Below are 26,874 nucleotides of genomic sequence, written 5' to 3'. Positions count from 1 at the left end.
CAGTTAGGCAGGCCCATGAAGGCTCTCTACAAGTCCGGCGCCCACGCGGGATTCGAACTGGTCGACCGCCCGGAGCCGGAGACCGGGGCCGGGGACGTCAAGATCCGCGTCATGACCACCGGAATCTGCGGCACCGACCTGCACATCCAGTCGTGGGACGCCTGGGCGCAGGGCATCATCAACGCGCCCCTGATCGCCGGCCACGAGTTCTACGGTGAAGTCGTGGAGATCGGCGAGGACGTCATGGACGTCAAGGTCGGCGACCGGGTTTCCGGCGAGGGCCACATCGTCTGCGGCATCTGCCGCAACTGCCGCGCCGGCCGCAAGCAGATGTGCATCAACACCGTCAGCGTCGGCGTCCAGCGCGACGGAGCGTTCGCAGAGTACGTCGTCATCCCGGAAACCAACGTCTGGGTCCACCACGATCCGTCCGTGACCCCGGAGCTCGGCGCCATCTTCGACCCGTTCGGCAACGCCGTGCACACCGCGCTCAGCTTCCCGCTGGTGGGCGAGGACGTGCTCATCACCGGCGCCGGACCCATCGGCCTGATGGCGATCGCCGTCGCCCGCCACGCCGGGGCACGCAAGATCGCCATCACCGACGTCTCCGCCCCGCGCCTGGAACTGGCCCGCCGGCTCGGCGTCGACCTCGCGATCGACGTCTCCCGGATGCGGGTCAAGGACGGCCAGCGCGAACTGGGCATGCGGGAAGGCTTCGACATCGGCATGGAAATGTCCGGGCACCCCACGGCGCTGCCTGAGATGATCGACAACATGAACCACGGCGGCCGGATCGCGATGCTGGGGCTGCCCAGCCAGTCCATCGACATCGACTGGGGCAAAGTGGTCACGCACATGCTGACCATGAAAGGCATCTACGGCCGAGAGATGTTCGAGACCTGGTATGCCATGAGCGCCATGCTGTCCTCCAACCCGGTGCTGCACGCGAACATTTCCGCCGTGGTCACCGATACGCTGCCCGCCTCGGACTGGGAGAAGGGCTTCGAGATCGCCCGCGCCGGCGTCGGCGGCAAAGTCGTCCTCGACTGGACCGTCTTCTAGCCCCCGCCCGTTTCCGGTACCGTACAAAAATTCACCCCTGCACAGGAGCGCACCCCATGTATTCAGCCATCAAGGACCAGCTGCAGCACGAACTCGACGAGATCCGCGGTGCCGGCCTGTTCAAGACCGAACGGCACATCGATTCCCCGCAGGCCGGCCACATCAAGGCGGGCCAGCTCGGCCAGGGCAGCTCGGAGGTGCTGAACTTCTGCGCCAACAACTACCTCGGCCTCGCGGACCACCCCGAGATCATCGCAACCGCCAAGGAGGCCATGGACGAACGCGGCTTCGGCATGGCCAGCGTGCGCTTCATCTGCGGCACCCAGGACCTGCACCTGGCCCTCGAGGCACGGGTGTCGAAGTTCCTCGGCACCGAGGACACCATCCTGTTCTCCAGCTGCTTCGACGCCAACGGCGGCGTCTTCGAGTCGCTCTTCGGCCCGGAAGACGCCGTCATCTCCGACGCGCTGAACCACGCCTCGATCATCGACGGGATCCGGCTGTGCAAGGCCCAGCGCTTCCGCTACGCCAACCAGGACATGGCGGACCTCGAGTCCCGGCTGATCGAGGCCACCACTCAGGAGAACCCGGCCCGCCGCAAGATCATCGTCACCGACGGCGTCTTCTCGATGGACGGCTTCCTCGCCCCGCTCGAGGCGATCTGCGACCTCGCCGAAAAGTATGACGCCATGGTCATGGTGGACGACTCGCACGCCGTCGGCTTCATGGGCGCCACCGGCGCCGGCACCCCGGAGCACGCCGGGGTCTCGGACCGGGTGGACATCTACACCGGCACCTTCGGCAAGGCCCTTGGCGGAGCCTCCGGCGGCTACGTCTCGGGCCGGCGCGAAGTCATCGCCATGCTCCGCCAGAAGGCGCGCCCCTACCTGTTCTCCAACTCGCTGGCACCGGCCATCGTCGCCGCCACGCTGAAGGCCCTGGACCTGGTGGAGAACTCCGGCGAACTGCGCAGCAAGCTCTTCGCCAACGCGGAACTCTTCCGCCGCCGGATGGGCGAGGAAGGCTTCGAGCTGCTCGACGGCGAACACGCGATCGTCCCGGTCATGTTCGGCGACGCAGTGATGGCGGCGAAGGTCGCGGACGCAATGCTCGCCAACGGCGTCTTCGTCACCGCCTTCAGCTACCCGGTCGTGCCGAAGGGCGCCGCCCGCATCAGGGTCCAGCTCTCCGCCGCGCACAGCGCGGACGACGTCGAGAGCTGCGTCCAGGCGTTCGTCCGCAGCCGCGAGACGGTGGCCTGAAAGTACTGACGCGACCTCCCGCCGGGTGCAAGGATGGAGGCATGTCAGCTAAATACGATGTCGTGATCGTGGGCGGCGGCATTGCCGGCCTGTCCCTGGCCTCCGCCCTCGCCGGCAAATGCAGCGTGGCCCTGGTCGAAGCCGAGCAATCGCTGGGCTACCACACCTCCGCGCGCTCGGCCCGGCAGCTGATCCCCAGCTACGGGCCGCCCGTGGTCCAAGAGCTCACCATGCGCACGCTGGAGCTCATCGGCACCAAGGAGGGTACCCGGCCCGAACCCGTGCTCTCACCGCGCCGCTTCATGCTGATCGGTGACGAGGACGCCGTCCGGCAGCAGGCAAGCGGCTTTATGCACCGGATCAGCCACGCCGAGGCCCTGGAAATCTGCCCCGCGCTCAAACCGGACTCCTTCGCGGCCGCCGGCCTGGACTCCGGTTCGTTTGCCTGCAACGCGTCCCTGCTGCTGGAGGACCACCGCGAGCGGGCCGTCGAGGGCGGCGTGGACATCATCACCGGCGCGCGGGTCCACTCGGCGCAGCGCCTCGGTTCCGGCTGGGAGCTCGGCGCCGGGCAGGAAGGTTTCGAAGCCGCGGTCGTGGTCAACGCCGCCGGCGCCTGGGCGGACGAATTCGCGGTGCTCAGCGGCGTCGAAAAGCTCGGACTCCAGCCCTACCGCCGCACCGCGGCGATTGTCGACGTCGAGCACCCCCTCCCGCAGGGCTGCCCGATGGTGGCGTCGGCCGGCAGTTTCTACTTCCGCCCGGACGGACGGCGGCAGGTGCTGATCTCGCCGTCGGAAACTGTGCCCAGCGGCCCCGAGGACGCCCAGCCGTATCCGGGCGACATCGAGGCGCTGATCGCGCGGCTCAACACGGTGACCACGATGGGGATCGGTAGCGTCAGCCGGGCGTGGACCGGGCTGCGGACCGAGGCCTCCGACGGTATCCCCGTGGTGGGATTCGACGCCGAGGCCACCGGCTTCTTCTGGCTCGCCGGGCAGGGCGGCTACGGCTTCCAGACCTCCTCCGGCATCGCGGAGCTGGCCGCGGAGCTGATCCTCGCCGGCCAGGGGTCGGCACAGCCGCTCCCGGCCGACAGTCCGGCATCCCGGACAGCCGCGGCACTGGCAGCGACCCGGATGTCTATCCGGGGCTGAAGAATGGACCCATGAGCACCCTCATCACCAACATCGCCGAACTGATGACCCAGGACGCGGACCACCGGGTCCTGAAGGATGCGGCCATCGTGATCGAGGGCGAACGCATCGCCTGGCTGGGTGCCGCCGCGGACGCCCCGGCGGCGGACGACGCCGTTGACGCCGCCGGCCGCGCGCTCCTGCCGGGCTGGGTGGATTCACACACGCACCTGATCTTCGCCGGCGACCGGACCGCGGAATTCGAGGCACGGATGGCGGGGGAGAGCTACAGCGCCGGAGGCATCGCCGTCACCACCGGAGCCACCCGGGCCACGGGCGACTTCGACCTCACCCGGCTCGCGCTGGGCCGGGTGGCGGAAGCCGTCGCCCAGGGGACCACCTACCTGGAGACCAAGACCGGCTACGGCCTGGACGTGGAGAACGAGGCCCGCAGCGCGAGGATCGCCTCCACCGTCGCGGACGAGGTCACCTACCTCGGCGCGCACCTGGTACCCGAAGGCCTGGACGCGGAGGAGTACACGAAGCTGGTCTGCGGACCAATGCTCGCCGCGGTCCGGCCCTACGTCCGCTGGGCCGACGTGTTTTGCGAACGCGGCGCGTTTACCGAGGACCAGTCCCGCCGGGTGCTCCAGGCCTGCCGGGACGCCGGACTGGGCCTGCGCGTGCACGGCAACCAGCTGGGCGAGGGTCCCGGGGTGCGGCTGGCGGTGGAGTTCGGCGCCGCGAGCGTGGACCACGTCAACTACCTCTCCCGCGAGGACGTCCACGCCCTCGCCGACAGCTGGTCCGGCTGGGAGGCAGCGGCCGGCGCGGGCGAGCGCGGCACCGTCGCGACCTGCCTGCCGGCCTGCGACCTGTCCACCCGGCAGCCGCTGGCTCCGGCCCGGGAACTGCTTGACGCCGGCGTCCAGCTGGCGCTCGCCTCCAACTGCAACCCCGGCACCTCCTATACGAGCTCGATGGCGTTCTGCGTCACCACCGCCGTGCTGCAGATGCGGCTCAGCGTGCACGAGGCCGTCCGGGCGGCGACGTACGGCGGTGCGCTGGCGCTGGGCCGGGAGTCCGGGAACGACGTCGACGGCGAGCGGGCGGTCGGCTCCATCGCCGTGGGCAACCGGGCGGATCTGCACCTGCTCAACGCCCCGTCCGCCACCCATCTGGCATACCGGCCAGGCATGCCGCTCACCCACGCCGTCTGGCGCGCCGGGGTCCGCGCCCGCTGACCGGCGCGCACCGGAGGCCAAGGAGGAACGCCATGACCGGCTTCGCCAGGGAACTCGCCACCATGATCGACCTGGTGCGGGCCAAGCGCGGCGGAGTGCCGGCCCTGGCCCGGCGCCGGGACGCCCGGCTGGCCGCCCTCGTGGCCCATGCCCGCACGAGCTCCCCGTTCTACCGGGAGCTCTACCGCGGCCTCCCGGCCGAGGACATCCCGCTCCGGGACCTGCCGCCGGTCACGAAGCCGCAGCTGATGGCACGCTTCGACGACTGGGTGACCGATCCGGCCATCACCCGGGCGGACCTCGAGGGCTTCGTCGCCGACCCGTCCCTGGTCGGCACTCGCTACCGCGGCCGCTATTTCGCCTGCACCAGCTCCGGAACCACGGGCCACCCCGGATTATTCGTGCACGACCAGGCCGCCGTCGCCTGCTACCGGGCCCAGGGCGTTCGGATCGTCGGGACCGCCCTCGACGCCCGCCGGCTGATCGCGATGCTGCGGCGGGGAATCCGCGCCGCCGCGGTGCTGGGCACCGGCGGCCACTTCGCCGGGGCCGTCTGGCTCGAGTCCGAACGGCGCCGCAGCCGGGGCCGCCGACGGGCCTACCGCATGTTCTCCGTGCAGCAACCGCTGGAGACGCTGGTGCAGGCGCTTAACGCTTTCGACCCGGCCCTGCTGGTGGCCTACCCCAGCGCCCTCGAACTGCTGGCCGAGGAACAGGACGCGGGCCGGCTGCACATCCGGCCCGTGATTGTGGAGTCCAGCGGCGAATCCGTCGGGGACCGGGAGCGCCTGGCCGCGGCGCTGGGCGGCGCGGTGCACAATGTCTACGCTGCCTCCGAGTTCACCCCCATCGCCCTGGACTGCCCCCGCGGCTGGCTGCACGTCAACAGTGACTGGGTCATCCTCGAGCCGGTCGAGGAGGACTACGGTCCCACGCCCGCGGGGGAGCCGTCCCACACGGTGCTGCTGACCAATCTCGCCAACCGGGTCCAGCCGCTGATCCGCTACGACCTCGGTGACTCCGTCGTCGCCAAGCCCGGCCCTTGTGAGTGCGGCAACCCGCTGCCCGCCATCCGGGTGGCCGGCCGGCACGATGACGTCCTGCACCTGGACAACGGCCGCGGCGGCACGGTGAGTGTCCTGCCCCTCGCTATCACAGCCCCCATCGACGACGCGCCGGGCGTCCACCGCTGCCAGCTGGTCCAGTCCGGTCCGGCGGCGCTGCGGGTGCGGCTCCAGCTGGAGCCGGGCGCCGCGGCGGACGCGGTGTGGCAGGACGTGGCGGCGAAGCTGTCCGGGTTCCTGGCCGCCCAGGGCCTGGCGAACGTGGAACTGGTCCGGGCGGAGGAAGCACCGGATCAGACCGGCGCGAGCGGGAAGTTCCACCAGGTCATCGCCCTGAGGCCCGCCCCGGACAGCGTCTGGAAGAACATCCCTTAGAAGAACATAGGCGGGGCGTCCAGCACGGTCTCGTCCACCCGCCGGTCCTCCCACTGGCTGAACGGCTTGTCCAGCTCGTACTTGCCCTGCCGGGTGCGCAGCAGGGTCCGGATTTCGGCATTGTCCGGGTTGTTCAGCGACTCGAAGTACTCCACCGACCAGTGGAACCAGCGCATGCAGAACAGCCGCATGGTCAGCCCGTGCGTCACGAACAAGGCGTTCGGCGCATAGTTCGGCTTGGACCAGTGCCGGTAGAGGGTCTCCATGAACGAGGAGATCCGGTCGTAGACGTCGGAGCCCGATTCGCCTTCCCGGAACCGGTAGAAGAAGTGGCCGTAGGCGTTGCGGAGCTCCTTCTGGTCCTCGATGTCCCCGGCGATCTGGAAATTCGCCCAGTCCTGTTCGCGCAGCCGCGGCTCTTCGATCACGCGTTCGATCAGGGAGCCCAGCTGGAGCGCCTCGAGGGTCTGGTAGGCCCGCAGGTAGGGAGAGACGTAGACGCACACCCTTTGCCCGTCCAGCTCCCGCCGCAGCTGCTCGCCCGCGGCCGTGGCCTGCTCGACGCCGAGCGGGGTCAGCGGGATCCGGTAATCGGGCACCCGGTTGTAGATCGAGGTGTCGGCGTTGGCGGCGGACTGGCCATGCCGGATCATGATGATTTTCCCGGGCGCACTCACAGCCCAAGCATAGGCACTTGCAGTCAACTCCCGGCAACGGCAGGCAAGATAGAACCATGTTGGTTCCCTCCCGCCGTCGGCTGCGGCTAGAAGTCTGGATTGTCCTGGGCCTGTCCCTGGGGCAGTCGGCGGTGTACTCGGTAGTGCAGCTGCTGGACAAGATGACCAGGGCGCCGCTGGCGCAGGGCACCTCGACGCTGAACCGCTCGCAAAGCAGCCGGGAGTATTTCGACCTCACGTACCAGTTGCTGGACATCATCTTCGCCCTGGTCCCGGTGGTGCTGGTGATCCATTTCCTGACCGAACTCCGGCCCGCCGGCATGGCCGCCGGCACGGGCAGCTCGGCGTTCCGGAAGCTGGGCTTCAACTTCGCCCGGCCCGGCAAGGACCTGCTCCAGGGCCTCGGCCTCGCTGCCCTGATCGGCATACCGTCGCTCGGGCTCTACGCGGCCGGGCGGGCGCTGGGGATCACGACGGCGATCATCCCCAGCGCACTGGACTCCTACTGGTGGACGGTGCCGGTCCTGATCCTCTCCGCGATCCGGCACGGGATCGTGGAGGAGGTGATCGTGGTGGGCTACCTGCTGGACCGGCTCGGCAAGTTCGGCTGGGGCATGCCGCTGGCGATCTTCGCCAGTTCGATGCTGCGCGGCAGCTACCACCTCTACCAGGGCTTCGGGCCGTTCATCGGCAACGCCGTCATGGGCGTCATCTTCGCGCTGATCTACACGAAGACGCGCCGGGTGATGCCGCTGGTGATTGCGCATGCGCTGCTGGACATCGTGGCCTTCGTCGGATTCAGCCTCTTCGGCAAGGCGATCGGCCTGGGCTGAGCAGGCATAACCCGCGTTGCCCCCAGTGGCCCGCCGCCGGCGACGGGTTAAAGTGTTTCGGCCGCCAGCGGTGGGTGGCATCATTGGCACCCGCTGCTGGCGGCCGAAGTTTTTCGGGCAGGAAGCGTCAGATCGTGACGGCTCCGGAATCGGTTTCGAAGGTGACGGACAGGATTCCCGGCGTCCCGTGCGGGGCCAGCCAGTTCACGTCCACGTCCTCCAGCGGCTTCTCGACCGGTTCACCCAGCCACTCGGTGACCCGCTCGGCCGAGCCCGCGATCGTGAGGGCAGACATCTTCACGTTGCTCTCATAGGCGTTGGACGGGTGCAGGGCGGGGTCGCCTTCCCACTTGAGCATGTAGGGGACCTGCGGATCCGCGATCAGGCCCAGGATGCCGATCTGCTTCCAGACCAGTTCGCGGCCGTCGGGGAACTTGCGGTTGCCGTTGACGGCGGAGCGGCCCAGCCGCTCCTCGAACGGTGCCAGGTCGTCAACCTCGACGCACCAGCCCATCCAGCCACCGCCGGCGGCCGAGCGGGCGCGGACTGCCTGCCCGAACGGCGCCTTGTCGGAGGCCGGGTGGTCCAGGACCTCCACGACCTCGAGGTACTTGTGCCCGGCAAGCGGGATAATCATGTTGCGGGTCCCGAACCGGGGGTGTATTCCGCCCTTGACGGCTTCGACCCCGAGGGCGGTCGCAATACGTTCGGTGGTGGCAGCCAGGCCATCTTGTTCACAGGCGTAAGAGACGTGATCCATGCGCATGCCCTCATCTTGGCACTTTGTGATGGAGCTCTCAGCTTAGGATGCCCTTACCGTGATGGGATGTCATTTTCCGGAGCTCACCGCGCGGATTTGCCCGGCCAGAACCACGGCACTTTCCGGCTCCCGGGCGTGCGCCGGGCGGCGGTGGGGCCGTTCTTCATTTTCGTCACAAAGCTATCCAGGCGTAATGGCGCGTTCGTAGACTGAAGCCAGGTCATGAGCGCCAGCATCGAGCCCCGGCTTGCTGGCCGGCAACCCTCCTTGCGCGGTGGGGTGCCCCGGGTGAAGACCTGGCCCGCCGGCGTCCGCCGGCAGGCAAGCGCGGCGCCAGAGCCGTTCCGGCCCCAGAGGCCAGGGGCGGCCTGTGCCCAGTCATTAGGGAGCTCTCCGATGTCCAACGCCTGGTCCTTTGAAACCCGCCAGATCCACGCCGGCCAGGAGCCGGACTCCGCCACCGGCGCGCGGTCGCTGCCGATCTACCAGACGACGTCGTTCGTCTTCCCCAGTGCAGAGAGCGCCGCCAACCGGTTCGCGCTCGCCGAGCTCGCCCCCATCTACACCCGGATCGGCAACCCCACCCAGGACGCGGTGGAACAGCGGGTCGCGAGCCTGGAGGGCGGCCTTGGGGCGCTCCTGCTCAGTTCCGGCCAGGCCGCCGAAACCTTCGCGATCCTCAACATCGCCGAGGCAGGAGACCACGTCGTCGCCAGCCCCAGCCTCTATGGCGGGACCTACAACCTGCTGGCCCACACGCTGAAGAAGTTCGGTATCTCCGTGACGTTCGTGGAGGACCCGGACAACCTTGAGCAGTGGCGCGATGCCGTGCAGCCGAACACCAAGCTGTTCTTCGGCGAGGTGGTCTCCAACCCCCGCCAGGACGTGCTGGACATCGAAGGCGTCGCGGACGTCGCCCACCGGGCCGGGGTGCCGCTGATCGTGGACAACACCCTCTCCACCCCCTACCTGATCCGCCCGATCGAGTGGGGCGCCGACATCGTGGTGCATTCGGCCACCAAGTATCTCGGCGGACACGGTGCCGCGATTGCCGGCGTGATCGTCGACTCCGGCAACTTTGACTTCGGCAAGGACCCGGAGCGCTTCCCCGGCTTCAACACCCCGGATCCCACGTACAACGGCCTGGTCTATGCCCGCGACCTCGGGGCGGACGGGGCGCTGGGAGCGAACCTGTCCTTCATCCTCAAGGCCCGGGTCCAGCTGCTGCGCGACCTCGGTTCGGCCGTCTCGCCGTTCAACGCCTTCCTCATCGCCCAGGGGATCGAGACGCTGAGCCTGCGGGTGGAACGGCACGTCGCCAACGCCCTGCGGGTGGCCGAATGGCTGGAAGCCAGGGACGACGTCGAATCCGTCGCCTACGCCGGGCTGCCGTCCAGCCCCTGGTACGAGCGCGGCCGGAAGTACGGCCCGAAGGGGACCGGCGCCGTCGTCGCGTTCAACCTCGCAGGGGGAGCGGAGGCCGGCAAACGCTTCGTCGACGCCCTCGAACTGCACTCCCATGTGGCGAACATCGGTGACGTGCGCTCGCTGGTCATCCACCCGGCGTCGACCACGCACAGCCAGCTCTCGCCGGAGCAGCAGGCGGTCGCCGGCGTCAATCCCGGCCTGGTCCGGCTCTCGGTGGGCCTCGAGCACATCGACGACATCATCGCGGACCTCGATGCCGGCTTCCGGGCGGCCAAGAACGCCTGAGGTCACGCAGCACGCCGACTTTCCCCACCTTTGCGGGGATGGCCCCGGGAATCGCCGACACTTCGGGGCGACCCGCCGGGCGCGTCTGTCAAAGGTGGGGAAACTGCGGTGTTGACGGGTCCGGCTGTCACACAGCCGTCACAATCTTCGCGCTTGCGCGGCCGTGTTTCGTAGAATCGACGCAGGTCATGAGTGCCAGTGACAGCCCCGGCTTGCTGGCCGGCAACCCTCCATTTGCGGCGGGGTGCCCCGGGTGAAGACCTGGCCTGCCGGTCAGCTGACGGCGGGCAAGCGCGAAGTTAGGTCCTCACATGACGATTGCCGTCACCCGCACGGGTGTACCCGAAAGCAAACCCTCCACTGTTCCCGACGGCGCTGGTTCCGACGGCGCTGGTTCCGACGGGACGGTGCAGTACCTCCCGATCGGTTCCCTGGCCCTTGAATCCGGTGCCACCCTGCCTGAGGTCACCCTCGCCTACGAGACCTGGGGGACGCTGAACGCCGATGCCTCCAATGCGGTGCTGATCGAGCACGCCCTGACCGGCGACACCCACGTGACCCGCGGCGCCGGCGAGGAACCGGGCTGGTGGGAGGAACTGGCAGGCCCCGGCGCCCCGGTGGACACGGACAAGTACTTCGTGGTCTCCATCAACATCCTCGGCGGCTGCTACGGCTCCACCGGGCCCTCCACGCCGGCCCCGGACGGCCGGCCCTGGGGCTCGCGCTTCCCGCTGGTCACCCTCCGGGACAGCACCGCGGCGGAAGCCCGGCTCGCCGACGCGCTGGGGATCAGCAGCTGGTATGCCGTGCTCGGCGGCTCGCTCGGGGGAGCGCGCGCGCTGGAGTGGGCGGTGACCTACCCGGCGCGGGTGCAGCGCTGCGCCGTGATTTCGGTCGGCGCCAGCAGCACCGCCGAACAGATCGCCTTCGCCCAGGCCCAGACCCTGGCAATCCGCCAGGACCCCAACTTCAACGGCGGCGACTACTACGGCGGCCCGGAACCGCACGCCGGACTGGCCCTCGCGCGCCGGATCGCGCACATCACCTACCGTTCCGCAGCCGAGCTGGACGGGCGCTTCGGACGCAACGCCCAGGCGGCCGAGGCCCCGCTGGAGGCCGGGTCGCTGGCCGGCCGTGGGCGCTACCAGGTGGAGAGCTACCTGGACCACCAGGGCAACAAGCTGGTGCGACGCTTCGACGCCAACAGCTACATCGCCATCACCGAGGCGCTCATGAGCCACGACGTGAGCCGCGGCCGGGGAAGCCTGGAGCAGGCCGTCTCCCTGGCCACCGCGGAGTTCTTCGTGGCGGCCGTGGACTCGGACCGGCTGTACTTTCCCGCCCAATCCCGAGAGCTCGCCGACGCCCTGCCGGGGGAGGTCCCCGTGCACGTCATCGAGGCCCCGATCGGCCACGACGGCTTCCTGACCGAAATCGGCCAGCTCAGCGAGCAGCTCCGGGGCAACTTCTTCGCCTAGCCGGCACCGCCGTGTGTGCATTTTTGCAGACGCACTCTGCGCGATTAGTCGTTGAGCTTGCCTCGATCGAAGTCCATACTCGTGGAGAATGACGCCGTGTGTTCCAACTCACACACACGTAGTCAACCTAATGGTCCACAGGGTGTCGACGACGACACCGAAGGAGTTCGCATGAGCACGGAAAACGCCGCCGCAAGGCGCGCAGAGGAGCCCGACGTCAAGACGTCCGGCCTGAAGAAGGTAGTAACGGCCTCCATGGCCGGCACGGTAGTGGAGTGGTACGAGTTCTTCCTCTACGCCTCCGCCGCCACCCTGGTTTTTGGCAAGATGTTTTTCCCCAATTCCGGAACGGAACTGGACGGCATCCTCGCCGCGTTCCTGACCTATGCGGTTGGCTTCGTGGCCCGCCCGATCGGCGGCATCGTCTTTGGCCACTTCGGCGACAAGTTCGGCCGCAAGAAGCTGCTGCAGCTGAGCATCATCCTGGTCGGCGTATCGACCTTCCTGATGGGCTGCCTCCCGGGCTTCGCGCAGATCGGCTACTGGGCCCCGGCCCTGCTGGTCTTCCTGCGCTTCGCCCAGGGCTTCGCCGTCGGCGGTGAATGGGGCGGCGCCGTCCTCCTCGTCGCCGAGCACAGCCCCAGCAAGTCCCGCGGCTTCTGGGCCAGCTGGCCGCAGTCCGCCGTCCCGCTGGGCAACCTGCTCGCCACTGCCGTGCTGTTCATCCTGTCCTCCGTGCTGTCTTCCGCGGACTTCCTTGGCTGGGGCTGGCGCGTGGCGTTCTGGCTCTCCGCCGTGATCGTCGTCGTCGGCTACTACATCCGCACCAAGGTCAGCGACGCCCCGATCTTCCTCGAGGCACAAAAGGAAGTTGTCACGGAGAACAAGGGCTACGGCGTCGCCGAGGTCTTCCGCCGCTACCCCCGCGGCGTCTTCACCGCCATGGGCCTGCGCTTCGCGGAGAACATCCTCTACTACCTGGTGGTCACCTTCTCGATCACCTACCTCAAGACCGTTGTCCACGCCGACACCGCCCGGATCCTGCTGCTCCTGCTCGTGGCGCACTTCATCCACTTCTCCGCGGTGCCGGTGGTCGGCCGTCTCTCGGACCGCTTCGGCCGCAAGCCCGTCTACATGGCCGGTGCCGTCCTGGGCGCCACCTGGGGCTTCTTCGCCTTCCCGATGATGGATACCGGCAACGATTTCATGATCCTTGCCGCTGTCATCATCGGACTGCTGTTCCACGCCCTGATGTACGCCGGCCAGCCGGCCATCATGGCCGAGATGTTCCCGACCCGGATGCGCTACTCCGGCGTCTCGCTCGGCTACCAGGTGACCTCGATCGTGGCCGGTTCGCTCGCCCCGATCATCGCCGTCGCGCTGCTGAGCCAGTACAAGTCCTCCGTCCCGGTGGCCATCTACCTGCTCATCGCCTGCGCCGTCACGGCCGTCGCGGTGTTCTTCCTCAAGGAAACCCGTGGCATCTCCCTGCACGACGTCGACGCCGCCGACGCCCAGGGCACCGCCGATCTGCTGGCCGCCGGTAAGCGGTAACCAGCACGCAGCTGCACAACCCAACGAACAGGCAGCCCCCGTTCCCGCGCTGCGGGGACGGGGGCTGCTGTCATCCGGGGATCTTGTGGCGGCCTCCGCAGCGCGCCGGGCTCAGCCGGCAAGCACATCCTGGCGTTCGGCGATCTCGGCCCGGACGGCCGCCACGACGGCCTGCACCGGCGCCGAACGCAGCGATTCCGATCTCGCAACTGCCCAGATCGGCAGCTGCCGCTGGAAGTCGTCCGGCAGGACCGGTACGAGCCCCGGTTTGCCGACGACGAGGAAATTCGGCAGCAGCCCGATCCCGGCGGCGCGGCGGACGGCCTCCAGCTGGGCGAAGATGCTGGTGGCCTGGAAGCTGGAGCGCGGCATCGGCAGCTGGGTGGAGCGGTGGCCGAGCTCGGCGACCTGCAGGGCCGACTCGACGTAGGAGACGAATCCGTGCTGCCGGACGTCGTCGAGCGTCACCGGGAGCCCGTGCTCGCGGGCGTACTCCGGGCTGGCGTACAGCCGCAGGAAGTAGTTGGACAGGAAGATGGTCTGCGCGTTGCTGACCTCCAGGTTGCCGACCACCACTTCCAGGTCCACCCCGGAGCGGTTCTGGCTTACCTTGCGGGTGGCGCTGAGCATCTCCACGTTCAGCAACGGATGTTCCTGCTGCAAACGGACCAGGGCCGGGGCGACGAATTCCGCGCCGAATCCGTCCGGGGTGCTGATCCGGACCAGGCCGGAGAGCACGTCCTCTGTCCGGGCGATCCGGCCGGACAGTGCTCCGAGTGTTCCCTCAATGGCTTCCGCCGCTGCCACGGCCAGTGATCCAAGTTCGGTGAGTTCCCAGCCGTGCGGGCTGCGCTCGAGTGTCCGGCCGCCGAGCTGTTTGTCCAGGGCGAGGATCCGGCGCGAGATGGTGGTGTGCGTGGTGCCCAGGGTCTCCGCGACGGCGTTGAACCGGCCCAGCCGGGCCACGGTCAGCAGGATCAGCAGGTCGTCCGGGCTGGGGAGCCGCTTCAAGTCCACCATTGGCCTTTCGTCGATGTGCATTGATGCACATGGCATCTTCACTTTTTCCCCTTGATTGCACTGTAGCAGGGTGTGATGGTGGACACGGAACAACCGGCAAATGCGCCGGACACAATGCAAAGCAAAGGAGCTTATGCCATGGCAGTTGTCGCCTGGATCGGACTGGGAAACATGGGCGGGTTCATGTCGGTGAACCTGGCCAAGGCCGGAAACGAGGTCCGCGGATTCGACCTCAACCCGGAGGCCCTCGCGGCTGCCGAGGCCGGGGGAGTCAAGCCTGCCGGCAGCATCGCCGAGGCCGTGGAAGGCGCCGACGTCGTCTTCACGATGCTCCCCAAGGGCGAGCACGCCCGGGCCGTCTACCTGGGCGAGGACGGCGTCCTGGCCCACGCCGACACCAGGACCCTGCTGGTGGACTCCTCCACGATTGACATCGCCTCGGCCCAGGCCCTGCACGACGCCGCCGCGGAGGCAGGCTTCCGCTTCGTCGACGCGCCCGTTTCCGGCGGGATGAGCGGCGCCAAGGCCGCCACGCTGACCTTCATGATCGGCGGCGAAGCCGGCGCCGTCGCCGACGCCACCGAATACATCCGCCCGATGGCCGCCAACATCATCCCCACCGGCGGCGCCACCACCGGCCAGGCCGCCAAAATCTGCAACAACCTGATGCTCTTCATCAACCTCGCCTCCACGGCAGAAGGTGCGGTGCTTGCGGACCGCCTGGGCCTGGACAAGCAGGTCTTCTGGGACATCGCCTCCGTTTCCTCCGGCGACAGCTGGGCGCTGCGCACCTGGTACCCGGTGGCCGGCGTCGTGCCCACCGCCGCCTCGAACAACGACTTCGCGCCGACGTTCACTGCCGAGCTCGCCAACAAGGACATCGGCCTGGCCATCAGCGCCGCCCGCGACACCGGCACGCCGCTGGAGATCGGCGAGCACGTCCAGCAGCTCTTCCAGCGGCTCATCGACGGCGGCCAGTCCGGCACGGACTGCTCCGCCATCGTCAAACTGGTCGACGGCTCGTTCGAGTCCGCCAAGTAGCCCCCCAAACCTTTTAGAAAGAGATCCTCCCCATGGAACGCATTCCGCACTTCATCAACGGCGCCCTGGTGTCCGACGCCGAGCGCTACGGCCCCGTCTTCAACCCCGCCACCGGCGAACAGGAAAAGGAAGTGGCGCTCGCCTCCGCCGCGCGGGTCGAGGAAGCCATCGCCGCCGCCCGTGCCGCCCTGCCCGGCTGGCGGGCCACGAGCCTGGCCAAGCGCACCACCATCTTCTTCAAGGTCCGCGAGCTGCTTATGCAGCGCCGCCCCGAACTGGCCGCCCTGCTGACCAGCGAACACGGCAAGGTCCTCTCCGACGCGGAGGGCGAGATCACCCGCGGCCTGGAGAACATCGAGTTCGCCACCGGCCTGTCCCACGCGCTCAAGGGCGAACGCTCCGAGCAGGTGTCCGGCGGCGTCGACGTCCACTCCGTCCGGCAGCCGGTCGGCGTCGTCGCCTGCATTACGCCGTTCAACTTCCCGGCCATGGTGCCGCTCTGGATGATCGGCAGCGCCCTGGCCTGCGGCAACACCGTGCTGCTCAAGCCGAGCGAAAAGGACCCGTCCTCCGCCCTCTTCATCGCCCAGGTCTTCGCCGAGGCCGGCCTGCCGGCGGGCGTCCTGAACGTCGTGCAGGGTGACAAGGAAGCCGTCGACGTGCTGCTCGAGCACCCGGACGTCAAGGCTGTCAGTTTTGTGGGTTCGACGCCGATCGCCCAGTCCATCTACAAGCGCGCCGCGGACCACGGCAAGCGCGTCCAGGCCCTCGGCGGGGCCAAGAACCACATGGTGGTGCTTCCGGATGCGGACCTGGACATGGCCGCCGACGCCGCCGTCTCCGCAGCCTATGGCTCCGCGGGGGAGCGCTGCATGGCCGTCAGCGTCCTGGTCGCCGTCGGGAACATCGCGGACGAACTCGTGGACGCGATCAAGACCCGGATGGCAACGCTCAAGATCGGCCCCGGCACGGATCCGGCCTCCCAGATGGGTCCGCTGATCACCGCCGAGCACCGCGACAAGGTGGCCTCCTACGTGGCCGGCGCCGCAGACGAGGGCGCCGCCGTGGTGGTCGACGGCCGGGAGCAGGAATTCGACTCGAACGGCTTCTTCATCGGCGTGAGCCTGATCGACCACGTCAAGCCCGGCATGAAGGTCTACGACGACGAGATCTTCGGCCCCGTCCTCTCGGTGGTGCGCGTCGAGAGCTACGCCGACGCCGTCAAACTCGTCAATGACAATGAATTCGGCAACGGCGTGGCGATCTTCACCCGCGACGGCGGCGCCGCCCGGCAGTTTGAGTTCGACGTCGAGGCCGGCATGGTGGGCGTCAACGTGCCGATCCCGGTGCCGGTAGGGACCTTCTCCTTCGGCGGCTGGAAGAACTCGCTCTTCGGCGACACGCACATGTACGGCCCGGAGAGCATCCGCTTCTACACCCGAGGCAAGGTCGTCACGACGCGCTGGCCGGATCCGTCCACCTCGGTGATCGACCTCGGTTTCCCGCAGGTCGACTAGGCGCAGCCCTCCCGGACAACAGCAACGCGGGGTCACTTACGGCCTATCCACGAGTGGATTATGGGCCGTAAGTGACCCCGCGTTGCTTGTAGGTTCCGGCGGTCAGCCTTTCATGATCTCCGCGCGCTGGGCCATGTAGTCCTCCATGGCGAGCTCGCCGTTGCTGTACTTCTGGTCCAGCTCGGCGAGCTTGCGCGCGCGGTAGCCCTGCGGCCCCGACGGCACCGGCGGCACCTCCGGGGCGCCAGGCGCCGGCGCCTGGGGCTGCCACTGCTGCGGCGACGCGGGCTGCGGCGGGTTGTTCAGGTACTCCGGGCTGTCCTCGTAGGGGACCGGGTACTGCTGGTTCGCCGGCGGCTGGTTGGCCGGGGGCTGCGGCGCACCCAGCTGGCCGAATCCGCCGTAGTAGTCGCGCTGGGTGAAGCCGTCCCGCGGCTGGTTGCTCTGCTGGCCCGGATATTGGCCAGGGAACTGATCTGGGAACTGGCCCGGGAAGCCGCCGGGCACGCCCTGGTCCTGGCCGCGTCCGCGGACCGATTTGCGGTACATACGAATGGCCGCCGGGACCACGAAGGTCAAGATGATGATCCAAAAGAAAATACTCACGGTACCGCGCCTCTCAAAAGGTGTCTTTCCAGCTTAACGCGCACCCCGTGCCCGGGGTGCCGGGCCGCCCGGCACCCCGGGCACCCGGAGTTCAGGACCGCAGGGCATCCTCGGCGCCGGGCGGCCCCTCGCCCGAGCCGAGCGGGACCCCGGGGCCGAACACCGGTCCGGCCAGCGGGCGCTTGGCCGTGATGCCGTCGCCGGAGGAGCGGTGCCGGAGCCGGCGGACCACCCACGGGACGAAGTGCTCGCGGGCCCAGATCAGGTCCCCGGTGCGGGCCTCTCGCCAGCTGCGTTGCGGCAGCGGCTTCGGGGAAAGCGGCTCCAGCGTGTGCTGGACGTTCAGCGAATCCAGCACCATGGCCGCGATCGTGTGGTGGCCCAGCGGCGAGAAGTGCAGCCGGTCCGCGTCCCACATCTGCGGGTCGTTGAGCTGACGCAGCGACCACATGTCGGCAATGACGGCGTCGTGCCGGGCCGCCACGGTGCGCAGGTTCTCGTTGTAGATCGCCACCTTGCTGCGGATCCGGCCCAGCACCGACGAGCCCGTGTCCGGGCCGTTGAACAGGACCACGGTGGCGCCGCCCAAGCTCAGGATCTGCACCACGGAGTCAAGCCGTTCGGCGAGGACATCCGGGTCCCCGCCGGGCCGGATCAGGTCGTTCCCGCCCGCGGACAGGGTCACCAGGTCCGGCTTCAGCGACAGGCAATGGGCCAGCTGCTGGTCCACGATCTGCTGCAGGAGCCGGCCCCGCACGGCGAGGTTGGCATAGGCAAAATCCTCGTGGCCGCGGCTCAATTCCTCGGCCACCCGGTCCGCCCAGCCGCGGTGCCCGCCCGGGCTCGCCGGTTCGGGATCTCCGATCCCTTCGGTGAAGGAGTCGCCCATCGCCACGTAGCGGGTCCAAGGGTGGTTGACGGTCCGGTCCGGGAAGTTCTCCGTTGCTTCTGTTTCACTCACCTTCATATCCTGCCCCCTTCCCACAAAGCGGCGCCAGCGTAGCTTGTTACTCATAGGTAACTGTAAGAATGGAGCCATGACTGAAGCCGCTGCCTATCCCGCTGCCTTTCCTGCCCCCGTTGTTCTGTGGTCCCGGCCCGAGGAGGACCGCGCCGGCAGGCCCCTGCTGGTGCTGTTGCACGGCTACGGCGCCAACGAGCAGGACCTGCTCAGCCTGGCGGACCTGCTGCCGGAGGAATTCGTGGTGGCCTCGCTCCGCGCCCCGCTGGTCTCCGGTCCCGGCTTCACCTGGTTCCCGCTCACGGCGTCCATCGACTATTCGCTCGACGCCGTCAAGCACGCCGCCGCCTACGCGCAGGACTGGATCGACTCGGTGAGGGACAGCCACCCTTCGGTGACCCTGCTCGGGTTCTCGATGGGTATGGCCATGGCCACGACCCTGCTGCGGCAGCGCCCGGACGGCTATGCCGCCGTCGTCGGGCTCTCCGGCTTTGCCGTCGACGCCGCCGGGGACCCCAGCTTCCGCGACGCGGAACTGGACGGAACCTTGCCGATGTTCTGGGGCCGCGACCAGCAGGACCCCGTGATCACCCCGGACAAGATTGAGTTCACCATGGGCTGGGTGCGCAAGCACGTGAAGCTCACCAAGGTGCTCTACACCGGCATGTGGCACGGCATCAACCAGCAGGAGATCGGCCACGTCGGCGAGTTCCTCACTCACGAGGTCCTCAACAAGTAGTCCCCGACGGCGGGTTAAACTCCGTTAGGTGTGACGATCCGGACGGTCTGCCCGTTCACGGTGACGGTGTCGCCGTGGTGGAGCTGGCGTCCGCGGCGGTCGTCGATCTCGCCGTTGACCTTGACCAGGCCGTTCTTGATCAGCTCGGCAGCCTCCACCCCGTCCTCGACCAGGTTGGCCAGCTTCAGCAGCTGGCCCAGCCGGATCATGTCGTCGCGGATGGGAATGTCTTCAATTTCCGGGTTGCTCATACAAGCAATAATGCCTGACCAAAGGTGGCACCAATGACCCACGCACCGCGGCTTCCACTGCCCGTCGGACTGCTCCTCGCCGTTTCGGCCGGCCTTTTCGTCCCCGTCCAGGGCCGGATCAACGGCGCCCTGGGCACCGTCCTGGCCGACGGACTCGCCGCCGCGGTGGTCAGTTTCAGTGTCGGCCTGGCGCTGATGATCGTCGTATCCTTGGCCCTGCCGAAGGGACGCGCCGGATTGGCCAACGTCCTGCCGGCGCTGCGGGAACGCCGTTTCCCGCGCTACTACGCGCTCGCCGGCGGCATCGGCGCGTTTTTCGTCTTCGCCCAGTCCTTCACGGTCGGGCTGCTCGGCGTCGCCCTGTTTACGGTCGCCGCCGTCACCGGGCAGACCCTGAGCGGACTGCTGGTGGACCGGATAGGGATCGGCCCGGCGGGCAAGAAACCCGTCACCGGCATCCGCGTGCTCGGCAGCATACTGACCGTCGCCGCCGTCGCCTGGGCCGTCTCGCCACGCTTCGACGGCAGCGCGGCGGGCGGCGCAGGCGCTCCCTCGGGGACGGAGGCCGGCCCGCTGCAGCTGCTGGTTCCGGTGCTGCTGCCGGTGCTGGCCGGGTTCCTGATGAGTTTCCAGCAGGCCATGAACGGCACGGCCACCGTGCACTACCGCACGCCCATCACCGCCACCCTGGTGAACTTCATCGCCGGCAGCATCGTGCTGTGGCTTGCCTGGCTGATCAAACTGGCGGTCGCCGGGCCCGGCAACGCCCTCCCCGGCGAATGGTGGTACTACCTCGGCGGGCCGATGGGCTGCATTTTCATTGGCGTCGCCGCCTTCCTGGTCCGCGGCCTGGGCGTCCTGGTCACCGGGCTGGGCATGATCGCGGGGCAGCTGCTGGGCTCGCTCGGCCTCGACCTGGTCCTGCCCGCGCCCGGCACCGTCGTCGCGCTGCCCACCGTGCTCGGCACGCTGCTGACGCTGGCCGCCATTATCCTGGCCAGCCTGCCCTGGTCCCGCGGCGCCCTCAAGAGGTAGCAGCGCGGGTAGGCTAGGAGTTTGCATCACACCGTTCGCAACACCCCGCCCGGCAACCAGCCGGTGACCCGGGGCTGACAGCACGGACCGCACCCAGCGGCCCTGTAGAAATTGGAGTTCCCATGGCAGCAAAATCCGTACTCGACCAGATCATTTCCCTCGCCAAGCGACGGGGTTTCGTCTTCCAGGCCGGTGAAATCTACGGTGGCTCCCGTTCTGCCTGGGATTACGGTCCCCTCGGTGCCGAGCTGAAGGAAAACATCAAGCGCCAGTGGTGGCAGTCCGTGGTCCGCGGCCGCGAGGACGTCGTCGGCCTGGACTCCTCGGTGATCCTGCCCCGTCAGGTCTGGGAAGCCTCCGGCCACGTCGAGGTCTTTTCCGACCCGCTGGTGGAGTGCCTCTCCTGCCACAAGCGCTACCGCGCGGACCACCTCGAGGAAGAGTACGAGGAAAAGAAGGGCCGCCCCGCCGAGAACGGCCTCAAGGACATCGCCTGCGCCAACTGCGGCACCCGCGGCGAATGGACCGAGCCCCAGGAATTCTCCGGCCTGCTCAAGACCTACCTCGGCCCGGTGGCCAGCGAAGAGGGCCTGCACTACCTGCGCCCCGAGACCGCGCAGGGCATCTTCGTGAACTTCAACAACGTGCTCACCACCTCGCGCAAGAAGCCGCCGTTCGGCATCGGCCAGATCGGCAAGTCCTTCCGTAACGAGATCACGCCGGGCAACTTCATCTTCCGCACCCGCGAGTTCGAGCAGATGGAGATGGAATTCTTCGTCGAGCCCGGCACCGACGAGCAGTGGCACCAGTACTGGATGAAGGAGCGCATGGACTGGTACACCGGCCTGGGCATCCGCGAGGAGAACCTGCGCTTCTTCGAGCACCCGCTGGAGAAGCTCAGCCACTACTCCAAGGGCACCACGGACATCGAATACCGCTTCGGCTTCCACGGCTCCGAATGGGGCGAGCTCGAGGGCATCGCCAACCGCACCGACTTCGATCTCTCCACGCACTCGAAGGCCTCCGGCCAGGACCTGAGCTACTTCAACCAGGCCACGAACGAGCGCTACACCCCGTACGTGATCGAACCCGCCGCGGGCCTCACGCGCTCCTTCATGGCGTTCATGATCGACGCGTACACCGAGGACGAGGCACCCAACGCCAAGGGCGGCGTCGACGTCCGGACCGTGCTCAAGCTCGATCCGCGACTGGCCCCGGTGAAGGCGGCGGTGCTCCCGCTGAGCCGCAACGAGGACCTGTCCCCGAAGGCCAAGGACCTCGCCGCGCAGCTGCGCAAGAACTGGAACATCGAGTTCGACGACGCCGGCGCGATCGGCCGCCGCTACCGCCGGCAGGATGAGATCGGCACGCCGTTCTGCATCACGGTGGACTTCGACACGCTCGAGGACCAGGCCGTCACCATCCGTGAACGCGACACCATGAGCCAGGAACGAGTCTCCCTGGACAAGGTGGAGGGCTACCTGTCCGCACGGCTGATCGGCGCCTGAGCATGGCGATCCAATACCGTGAATGGCGTGAGGGCGACGACCTGGCGCTGCTGGAAGTGTGGGGCGGGCCCGAGACGGACCAGGCCCGGCAGTTCCGCGGCACCCTGGCGCCCTCGGGCAACGCGCCGTGGCGCCGCTGCATTGTGGCCGAGGACGTCGTCGACGGCGTCGCCATCCCCGTCGCGGCCGGCGTGGTGCACGAGGCCTCGCTGCACCCGGAACGCCTCTGGGTGTACGTCGAGGTAGCCCGGGACCACCGCCGGAGCGGTATCGGGTCCACGCTGCTGGGCATGCTCCGGCACGAGGCCGAACGGTCGCCGTCGGGCATCTCCCGGCTGCGGACCAAGGTGGAGCCGGGCACGCCCGGCGCCGCCTTCGCCGAGGCAGCCGGTCTCGCCCCGATCCAGCGTTCGCGCCTGGTGGTCGTGGAGCCCGGCTCCCTGAAGCTCCCGGTCTTCGGCGACGGCTCGGAGGCCGCGGCCTCCGAGCAGGTGGAGGACCTGGCCACCGGCTCGGTGGAGCTGAGCGACGTCGTGGGCCGGTACTACACCGCCGTGCACCACTGGGACAGCCCCGGCGAGCTCAGCATCGCCACCGTGCAGCGGCTCTTCCTGGACGACCTCAGCGGGGCGCACGGCGCAATTGTGTTGCGCGCGCCCAAAGCAAGTGCCTTCGGCGCGGGCGTGCCGGCCAGCAAGAAGGGCCGGCTGCAGGCATTCGCGGTCAGCTACGCACAGGGCGGCCCGGAAATGGGCGGTCCCGAAGAGGGTCACGCGGCGAAGGCCGGCGAACCCTCCGACGTGTTCCTGGGCCATGATCCGGAGCTGTCCGACGACGATGCCCGCGCCGCGGTGCGGGACCTGCTGGCGCTGATCGCGTACCAGTACCCGGTGCTGCTGGAACTGGACGATTCGATGACGGCCCTGCGCGCCGTCGTCGAGCCGCTGCTGGACAGCGGCAAGGCCCGGCAGGCCGGCGCGGACACCCTGATCGTCTCCGACCCCGCCTAGGCCTTCAACACGCAACTGACCCGCAGTTGTTGTCGTTTTGATGCGACAACAACTGCGGGTCAGTTCGGTTTAGGGGGCGGCTAGGGGAGGACCGGGGGAACAAACTGGAAGGTCATCCCGAGCAGCCAGACCAGCAGCAACACCACCGGCAGGTGGAAGACGAACTGCAGGAAGGTGAAGCCGACCAGGTCCCGGGCGCGCAGCCTCAGCACCGCGAGCAAAGGCAGCATGAAGAACGGGTTGACCAGGTTTGGCAGCGCCTCGGCGATGTTGTAGATCTGCACGGTCCAGCCGAGGTTCATCTGCACATCGGTGGCGGACTGCATCACGTAGGGCGCCTCGACCAGCCACTTGCCGCCGCCGGAGGGGACCAGCAGGCCCAGCACGGCCGTGTACAGCGCAATGACGACGGCGAACCCGCCGCCGCTGCCGATCTCCGAGAAGAACCCGGCGAGGTGCGCCGAGATGGACATCCCGCCGTGGCCGGTGGCCTTGGTCAGGATCGCCGCCATCGCCGCGTAGAGCGGGAATTGCACGAGGATGCCGGCGGTCGCCGGGACGGCCTTGGTGACGGCCTGCAGGAAGTTGCGCGGCGTGCCGTGCAACACCAGGCCCAGGATCAGGAAGACCAGCAGGTAGCCGTTGAGGCTGCTGACCACGCTCAGGAACGGCTTGGTCAGGAACTGCGAGACCAGCCAGCCGAGGGTCAGGATGCCGGCCAGGACGGGCAGGGTCTTGCTGTATTCGAGCCACTCGCCCGGACGGGACCGCGGCGCCGGCTCGCTCGGTTCGTCGTCGAGGTCGACGCCGAGGTCTTCGGCGGTGCGGATCGCGCCGCCCTGCGGAGCCGAGAAGTGCGCGATCACCGTGGTGAGCGCCATCAGGATGGCCAGGGTCAGCAGCGACTGCCAGGTGAAGATCGTGGTGCCGAAGTCCAGGATGCCGGTGATCTTCAGCAGGGCCGGCGGCAAGGAGGCCGCCGTGGCCTGCAGCTGCGCGGCGGACGAAGACAGGCCGAGCGCCCAGACGGCGCCGAGGCCCATGAAAGCGGCCGCGCCCAGGGCCCGGTAATCCACGGTGAGGTCCTTGCGGCGGGCAATGGCCCGGGCCAGCAGACCGCCGAATATCAGGCTCAGGCCCCAGTTGAGGAAGGAGACGGACATCGACATCAGGGCAACGAAGCTCACGGCGGTGCGGGCAGTGGCCGGGACGAGGGCCAGTCGGTTGATCAGCTTCGCCACCGGCGGGGAGGTCGCCACGACGTAGCCGGTGAGGACCACCATGGCCATCTGCAGGGTGAAGGCGGTCAGGTCCCAGAAACCGTTGCCGAAGGACTCCGCGATGGACTGGGGTGAGGCGCCAATGGCCAGTGCGGCCAGGGCAATGATGATCACGCCGGCCAGGGCGAAGATGTAGGCGTCCGGGAACCACTTCTCGGTCCACGCGGCCATCCGTTGGGCTATTCGGGCGAGACCGCGTTCTTCGCCGATTCGGCTTTTCGTCAGGACTGTGTTTGCCACAGAGGGGTACCTCTCCATTGAGTGCGTTTTTGTACCCGATGGAGTTTAGTCAAGTCGCTGGGGTGAACCGGGCTTATCGGCGCCGGCTGCGCGCGCGCCGCGGCCCCTCAGCCTCGTCCAGCCGCTGGCGCTCCTCCTCGGTGGGGGCCCCGCCGCCGAGCGCGGCCGGCATCCACCAGGCGCCGGGTGCCGGCTTCAGGGGGAAGTCCGCGATGCCGGCGTCGATCCCGCGCTGGAGGACTTCGCGCAGCGCCTCGGTGGCCGCCGGGACGTCCAGCCCCGGGGCCGGGGTGAGGGGTTCGCCCACGTGCACACGCACGGGTGCCCGCCAGGCGCGGAGAGGGGAGAAGCCGTGGTGCCGGGTCATGATCCGGTGCGCGCCCCAGACTGAGACCGGGATGATGGGCACCCCGGCCTCGGCGGCCATCCGCACCGCGCCGGTCTTGCACTCGCGGACCTGGAAGCTGCGGCTCACCCCGGCCTCGGGCAGGATCGCGATGTATTCGCCCTCGCGGAGCTTCTGCACGGCGGCGTCGTAGGCGTGCGCTCCGGTGTCATAGCCGACGACGACGTGCCCGGCGGCGCTGACGGCCGGCCCGGCGAACCAGTGGTCGGCCGCGCCCTGGGTGATCAGGAAGCGCATCTGGGCCCTGTTGTGCCCCCACAGCAGCAGCTCGGCGAAGGCAAAATCGAGGTAGCCGAAATGGGTGATCGCGACGACCGCGCCCGTCCCCGGGGTGGGGTGCCGCGAGCCGCCTTGCGGGGCGCTGTCGCGTGCGTTGTCCGGGAGCACCGGAGGCAGGTTTTCCCGTCCGGTGACGAGGACCCGGATCCGGAACAGCCAGCGCAGCGCCTGGCCGGTCCGGACGATGACGCGGTAGAAGCGGTCGCTGGGCGCCGGCCGCCAGCTCACGTCGAACCGCGCATCTCAGCGCTCCGCCGGCCGGCGCGGCGGCCAGGGCAGGAAGCCGGAGGTCGATTCGACGTATTCCTTGTAGCCGGGCCGGGCGGACATGGCCTTCTCGGTCAGGGGCTTCCCGGTCTTGCCGGCCAGCGTCCAGATCATCAGCGCGGGGGAGAGGATGGTCAGCACGCCGGGCCAGGAGTCCGCGGCGACGAGGAATAGGCCGGCCCAGACGGCGGCGTCGCCGAAGTAGTTCGGGTGCCGGGTATAGCGCCAGAGACCGGTGTCCAGGACGGTGCCGCGCTTGGCCGGATCCGCCTTGAACTGAGCCAGCTGCCAGTCCCCGACAGTCTCGAAGACGAAACCGACAATCCACAAAAGGACGCCCAGCAGCGCCAGCCAACCCAGGGTGCCGGTGCTGAACATGCCCACCTGGATGGTGAGCGAGACGAAGAACATCACGATGCCCTGCGGCAGGTACACGCGGCGCAGGGCGTAGGTGTTGCGGGAGCCGGGGGCGGAGGAGAGCATGTCCACGTAGCGCGGATCCTCATGGCCGCCGCGGGCCCGGATGCCGATGTGGACGGCCAGCCGGATGCCCCAGACCGCAACGAGGGCCAGCAGCAAGAGGCGGCGGCCGTCGTCGCCGTGGCCTGCGGACAGCGCCCAGGAGACCGCGGCTGCCACCACAAAGCCGAGGCCCCAGACAGTGTCGATGACCGAGTGGCGGCTCTGGCGCACGGCGACGGCAAATGTCACGGCCAGCAGCGCCAACAGTCCCAGCGCCACCCAGGGCAGACTGGCCAGGAACGCTTCCAGCGGGAAGGCCGGCATCACAGCACCACCGGGAGGCTGGCCGCGGCGGGGAGGACCTGGCGGAGCGCGTCCGTGCCAGGGAGTTCTGTGCCGGCGCTGTTGCCGAAGGCGTCAAGGATGAAGCCGTTGGCAAGTGAGTTCCAGAGCCGGACCCGGCGGAACATGAAGTGGCCGGCGCCCTTGAGCGAGACGTAGTCGATCGACGCCGCCACACCCTCGGCGCGCCGGGCATAGGCCAGCGAGTTCTTGGGACTCGTCCAGCGGTCCTCGCTGCCGTGCACGATCAGGACAAGGCGCCCGGCGACGGGTTCCACCGGCGTGGACCGGTCCAGCCACGGGGCCAGCGCGACGACGGCTTCCACCTGCGGGTGGTCCGCGACGCAGAGCGCGGTGAGGCCGCCCATCGAGTGGCCCAGCAGGTATACGGGCACGCCGGGATGTTCGCGGCTGATCTGGGCAAGGGCCCAGCGGGCATCCTGGACCGGGGACATGTCCGGCCCGTTCCAGCCCCGGTACCGGTTCCGGAGCGTCCAGACGGCCAGGCCGTGCGGGGCGCCCTCGTTCCGGAGCGCCTGGGCGAAGGGCAGCATCCTGGCCGGGCTGAGGTGCCGGGCGCGGACCGCCTCGAAGCTGTCCGCGCGGCCGCCGTGCAGCACCAGGGCGACGCCGCGCGTCTGCCCGGCGGCGTCCGCGATGCTGAGCTCGGCGCGGGCCGCCGGGCCTGCCCCGGCTGCCTGGTGCTCCCGGTCGTCTGTCATGCGTCTGGCCACGCTAGTGTCCTCCACCTC

25 protein-coding genes and 2 riboswitches are annotated in these 26,874 nt (G+C 68.7%); of the genes, 15 read left to right on the top strand and 10 right to left on the bottom strand.

Features of this window, described 5'->3' with window-relative positions:
- Positions 1-15: 15 nt before the first annotated feature.
- The 5 genes from tdh to AC1DBD_RS14260 are packed head-to-tail and all read left to right on the top strand — an operon-like array spanning position 16 to position 6,143.
- A complete protein-coding gene (gene tdh / locus AC1DBD_RS14280) occupies positions 16-1,062 on the top strand; it encodes an L-threonine 3-dehydrogenase (protein ID WP_476893508.1) in 1,047 nt (348 codons plus the stop codon).
- A gap of 56 nt (positions 1,063-1,118) precedes the next feature.
- Positions 1,119-2,324: a glycine C-acetyltransferase gene (locus tag AC1DBD_RS14275; protein WP_476926390.1), complete on the top strand. Its 1,206-nt coding sequence runs from the start codon at positions 1,119-1,121 to the stop codon at positions 2,322-2,324.
- Between the two features lie 41 nt (positions 2,325-2,365).
- The gene (locus AC1DBD_RS14270; RefSeq protein WP_476982359.1) at positions 2,366-3,481 is read left to right on the top strand and encodes an NAD(P)/FAD-dependent oxidoreductase; all 1,116 of its coding nucleotides are present in this window, start codon (positions 2,366-2,368) and stop codon (positions 3,479-3,481) included.
- Between the two features lie 11 nt (positions 3,482-3,492).
- Positions 3,493-4,704 (top strand): imidazolonepropionase, encoded by a 1,212-nt coding sequence (hutI, locus tag AC1DBD_RS14265; protein ID WP_476926392.1) that lies wholly within the window; start codon positions 3,493-3,495, stop codon positions 4,702-4,704.
- A 32-nt stretch (positions 4,705-4,736) separates the two neighbouring features.
- Entirely contained in the window at positions 4,737-6,143 is a 1,407-nt protein-coding gene (locus AC1DBD_RS14260; RefSeq protein WP_476926393.1) for a phenylacetate--CoA ligase family protein, read from the top strand.
- On the opposite strand, the gene AC1DBD_RS14255 is transcribed toward AC1DBD_RS14260, so the two are convergent.
- Positions 6,140-6,796, bottom strand: coding sequence for a histidine phosphatase family protein (locus AC1DBD_RS14255; RefSeq protein WP_441419530.1), 657 nt, complete (start codon positions 6,794-6,796; stop codon positions 6,140-6,142). The two genes, AC1DBD_RS14260 and AC1DBD_RS14255, sit on opposite strands and share 4 nt — an antisense overlap.
- A gap of 80 nt (positions 6,797-6,876) precedes the next feature.
- Between AC1DBD_RS14255 and AC1DBD_RS14250 the strand changes: the two genes are divergently transcribed.
- Entirely contained in the window at positions 6,877-7,653 is a 777-nt protein-coding gene (locus tag AC1DBD_RS14250; protein ID WP_476926394.1) for a CPBP family intramembrane glutamic endopeptidase, read from the top strand.
- A 127-nt stretch (positions 7,654-7,780) separates the two neighbouring features.
- Here the strand turns inward: AC1DBD_RS14250 and AC1DBD_RS14245 are convergent, their stop codons facing one another.
- Entirely contained in the window at positions 7,781-8,419 is a 639-nt protein-coding gene (locus tag AC1DBD_RS14245; RefSeq protein ID WP_441419514.1) for a VOC family protein, read from the bottom strand.
- Positions 8,420-8,631: 212 nt separating this feature from the next.
- Positions 8,632-8,747, top strand: a riboswitch (SAM riboswitch).
- 62 nt (positions 8,748-8,809) lie between these two features.
- Between AC1DBD_RS14245 and AC1DBD_RS14240 the strand changes: the two genes are divergently transcribed.
- From AC1DBD_RS14240 to AC1DBD_RS14230, 3 genes are all read left to right on the top strand, one after another.
- Complete coding sequence (locus tag AC1DBD_RS14240; protein WP_175323105.1) at positions 8,810-10,126, top strand: bifunctional o-acetylhomoserine/o-acetylserine sulfhydrylase; 1,317 nt, start codon at positions 8,810-8,812, stop codon at positions 10,124-10,126.
- A gap of 184 nt (positions 10,127-10,310) precedes the next feature.
- Positions 10,311-10,426, top strand: a riboswitch (SAM riboswitch).
- Between the two features lie 11 nt (positions 10,427-10,437).
- Positions 10,438-11,604 (top strand): homoserine O-acetyltransferase MetX, encoded by a 1,167-nt coding sequence (gene metX / locus AC1DBD_RS14235; RefSeq protein ID WP_476893512.1) that lies wholly within the window; start codon positions 10,438-10,440, stop codon positions 11,602-11,604.
- Between the two features lie 171 nt (positions 11,605-11,775).
- Positions 11,776-13,158: an MFS transporter gene (locus AC1DBD_RS14230; protein ID WP_441419516.1), complete on the top strand. Its 1,383-nt coding sequence runs from the start codon at positions 11,776-11,778 to the stop codon at positions 13,156-13,158.
- A gap of 111 nt (positions 13,159-13,269) precedes the next feature.
- Here the strand turns inward: AC1DBD_RS14230 and AC1DBD_RS14225 are convergent, their stop codons facing one another.
- The gene (locus AC1DBD_RS14225; protein WP_441419531.1) at positions 13,270-14,169 is read right to left on the bottom strand and encodes a LysR family transcriptional regulator; all 900 of its coding nucleotides are present in this window, start codon (positions 14,167-14,169) and stop codon (positions 13,270-13,272) included.
- Between the two features lie 147 nt (positions 14,170-14,316).
- On the opposite strand from AC1DBD_RS14225, the gene mmsB reads away from it, so the two are divergent.
- Both mmsB and AC1DBD_RS14215 read left to right on the top strand, forming a co-directional pair.
- On the top strand, positions 14,317-15,219 hold the full coding sequence (gene mmsB / locus AC1DBD_RS14220; RefSeq protein ID WP_175323116.1) for a 3-hydroxyisobutyrate dehydrogenase: 903 nt from the start codon (positions 14,317-14,319) through the stop codon (positions 15,217-15,219).
- Positions 15,220-15,251: 32 nt separating this feature from the next.
- On the top strand, positions 15,252-16,736 hold the full coding sequence (locus AC1DBD_RS14215; RefSeq protein WP_476926396.1) for a CoA-acylating methylmalonate-semialdehyde dehydrogenase: 1,485 nt from the start codon (positions 15,252-15,254) through the stop codon (positions 16,734-16,736).
- Positions 16,737-16,838: 102 nt separating this feature from the next.
- Here the strand turns inward: AC1DBD_RS14215 and AC1DBD_RS14210 are convergent, their stop codons facing one another.
- Both AC1DBD_RS14210 and AC1DBD_RS14205 read right to left on the bottom strand, forming a co-directional pair.
- Positions 16,839-17,342, bottom strand: coding sequence for a hypothetical protein (locus AC1DBD_RS14210; protein WP_476982358.1), 504 nt, complete (start codon positions 17,340-17,342; stop codon positions 16,839-16,841).
- 91 nt (positions 17,343-17,433) lie between these two features.
- A complete protein-coding gene (locus AC1DBD_RS14205; protein WP_441419519.1) occupies positions 17,434-18,309 on the bottom strand; it encodes an SGNH/GDSL hydrolase family protein in 876 nt (291 codons plus the stop codon).
- A gap of 70 nt (positions 18,310-18,379) precedes the next feature.
- On the opposite strand from AC1DBD_RS14205, the gene AC1DBD_RS14200 reads away from it, so the two are divergent.
- Positions 18,380-19,042 carry an alpha/beta hydrolase gene (locus tag AC1DBD_RS14200; protein ID WP_476893517.1) on the top strand — a complete coding sequence of 221 codons (663 nt, stop codon included), beginning with the start codon at positions 18,380-18,382 and terminating at the stop codon, positions 19,040-19,042.
- Between the two features lie 14 nt (positions 19,043-19,056).
- Here the strand turns inward: AC1DBD_RS14200 and AC1DBD_RS14195 are convergent, their stop codons facing one another.
- Complete coding sequence (locus tag AC1DBD_RS14195; RefSeq protein WP_441419521.1) at positions 19,057-19,293, bottom strand: RNA-binding S4 domain-containing protein; 237 nt, start codon at positions 19,291-19,293, stop codon at positions 19,057-19,059.
- A gap of 33 nt (positions 19,294-19,326) precedes the next feature.
- Between AC1DBD_RS14195 and AC1DBD_RS14190 the strand changes: the two genes are divergently transcribed.
- The 3 genes from AC1DBD_RS14190 (at position 19,327) to AC1DBD_RS14180 (ending at position 22,846) form a co-directional block, all read left to right on the top strand.
- Positions 19,327-20,328: a DMT family transporter gene (locus tag AC1DBD_RS14190; RefSeq protein WP_476982357.1), complete on the top strand. Its 1,002-nt coding sequence runs from the start codon at positions 19,327-19,329 to the stop codon at positions 20,326-20,328.
- Between the two features lie 122 nt (positions 20,329-20,450).
- On the top strand, positions 20,451-21,836 hold the full coding sequence (locus AC1DBD_RS14185; RefSeq protein ID WP_476926397.1) for a glycine--tRNA ligase: 1,386 nt from the start codon (positions 20,451-20,453) through the stop codon (positions 21,834-21,836).
- A 2-nt stretch (positions 21,837-21,838) separates the two neighbouring features.
- On the top strand, positions 21,839-22,846 hold the full coding sequence (locus AC1DBD_RS14180) for a GNAT family N-acetyltransferase (RefSeq protein WP_476893519.1): 1,008 nt from the start codon (positions 21,839-21,841) through the stop codon (positions 22,844-22,846).
- An 80-nt stretch (positions 22,847-22,926) separates the two neighbouring features.
- Here AC1DBD_RS14180 and AC1DBD_RS14175 read toward each other — a convergent pair whose 3' ends face one another.
- The 4 genes from AC1DBD_RS14175 to AC1DBD_RS14160 form a co-directional block, all read right to left on the bottom strand.
- Positions 22,927-24,366 carry a short-chain fatty acid transporter gene (locus AC1DBD_RS14175; RefSeq protein WP_476926398.1) on the bottom strand — a complete coding sequence of 480 codons (1,440 nt, stop codon included), beginning with the start codon at positions 24,364-24,366 and terminating at the stop codon, positions 22,927-22,929.
- Between the two features lie 73 nt (positions 24,367-24,439).
- Positions 24,440-25,279, bottom strand: a complete 840-nt coding sequence (locus AC1DBD_RS14170; protein WP_476909723.1) for a lysophospholipid acyltransferase family protein — start codon at positions 25,277-25,279, stop codon at positions 24,440-24,442.
- A 15-nt stretch (positions 25,280-25,294) separates the two neighbouring features.
- Positions 25,295-26,104, bottom strand: coding sequence for a DUF1295 domain-containing protein (locus AC1DBD_RS14165; RefSeq protein WP_476893522.1), 810 nt, complete (start codon positions 26,102-26,104; stop codon positions 25,295-25,297).
- Positions 26,104-26,844, bottom strand: a complete 741-nt coding sequence (locus AC1DBD_RS14160; protein WP_476926399.1) for an alpha/beta hydrolase — start codon at positions 26,842-26,844, stop codon at positions 26,104-26,106. Before AC1DBD_RS14160 ends, AC1DBD_RS14165 begins: the two co-directional genes overlap by 1 nt.
- Positions 26,845-26,874 lie beyond the last annotated feature (30 nt).

It is taken from the genome of Arthrobacter sp. 10T419 (genome assembly GCF_056394105.1).
The sequence above is the reverse complement of the archived record's forward strand: the minus strand, read 5'-3'. Positions and strand labels throughout refer to the sequence as shown.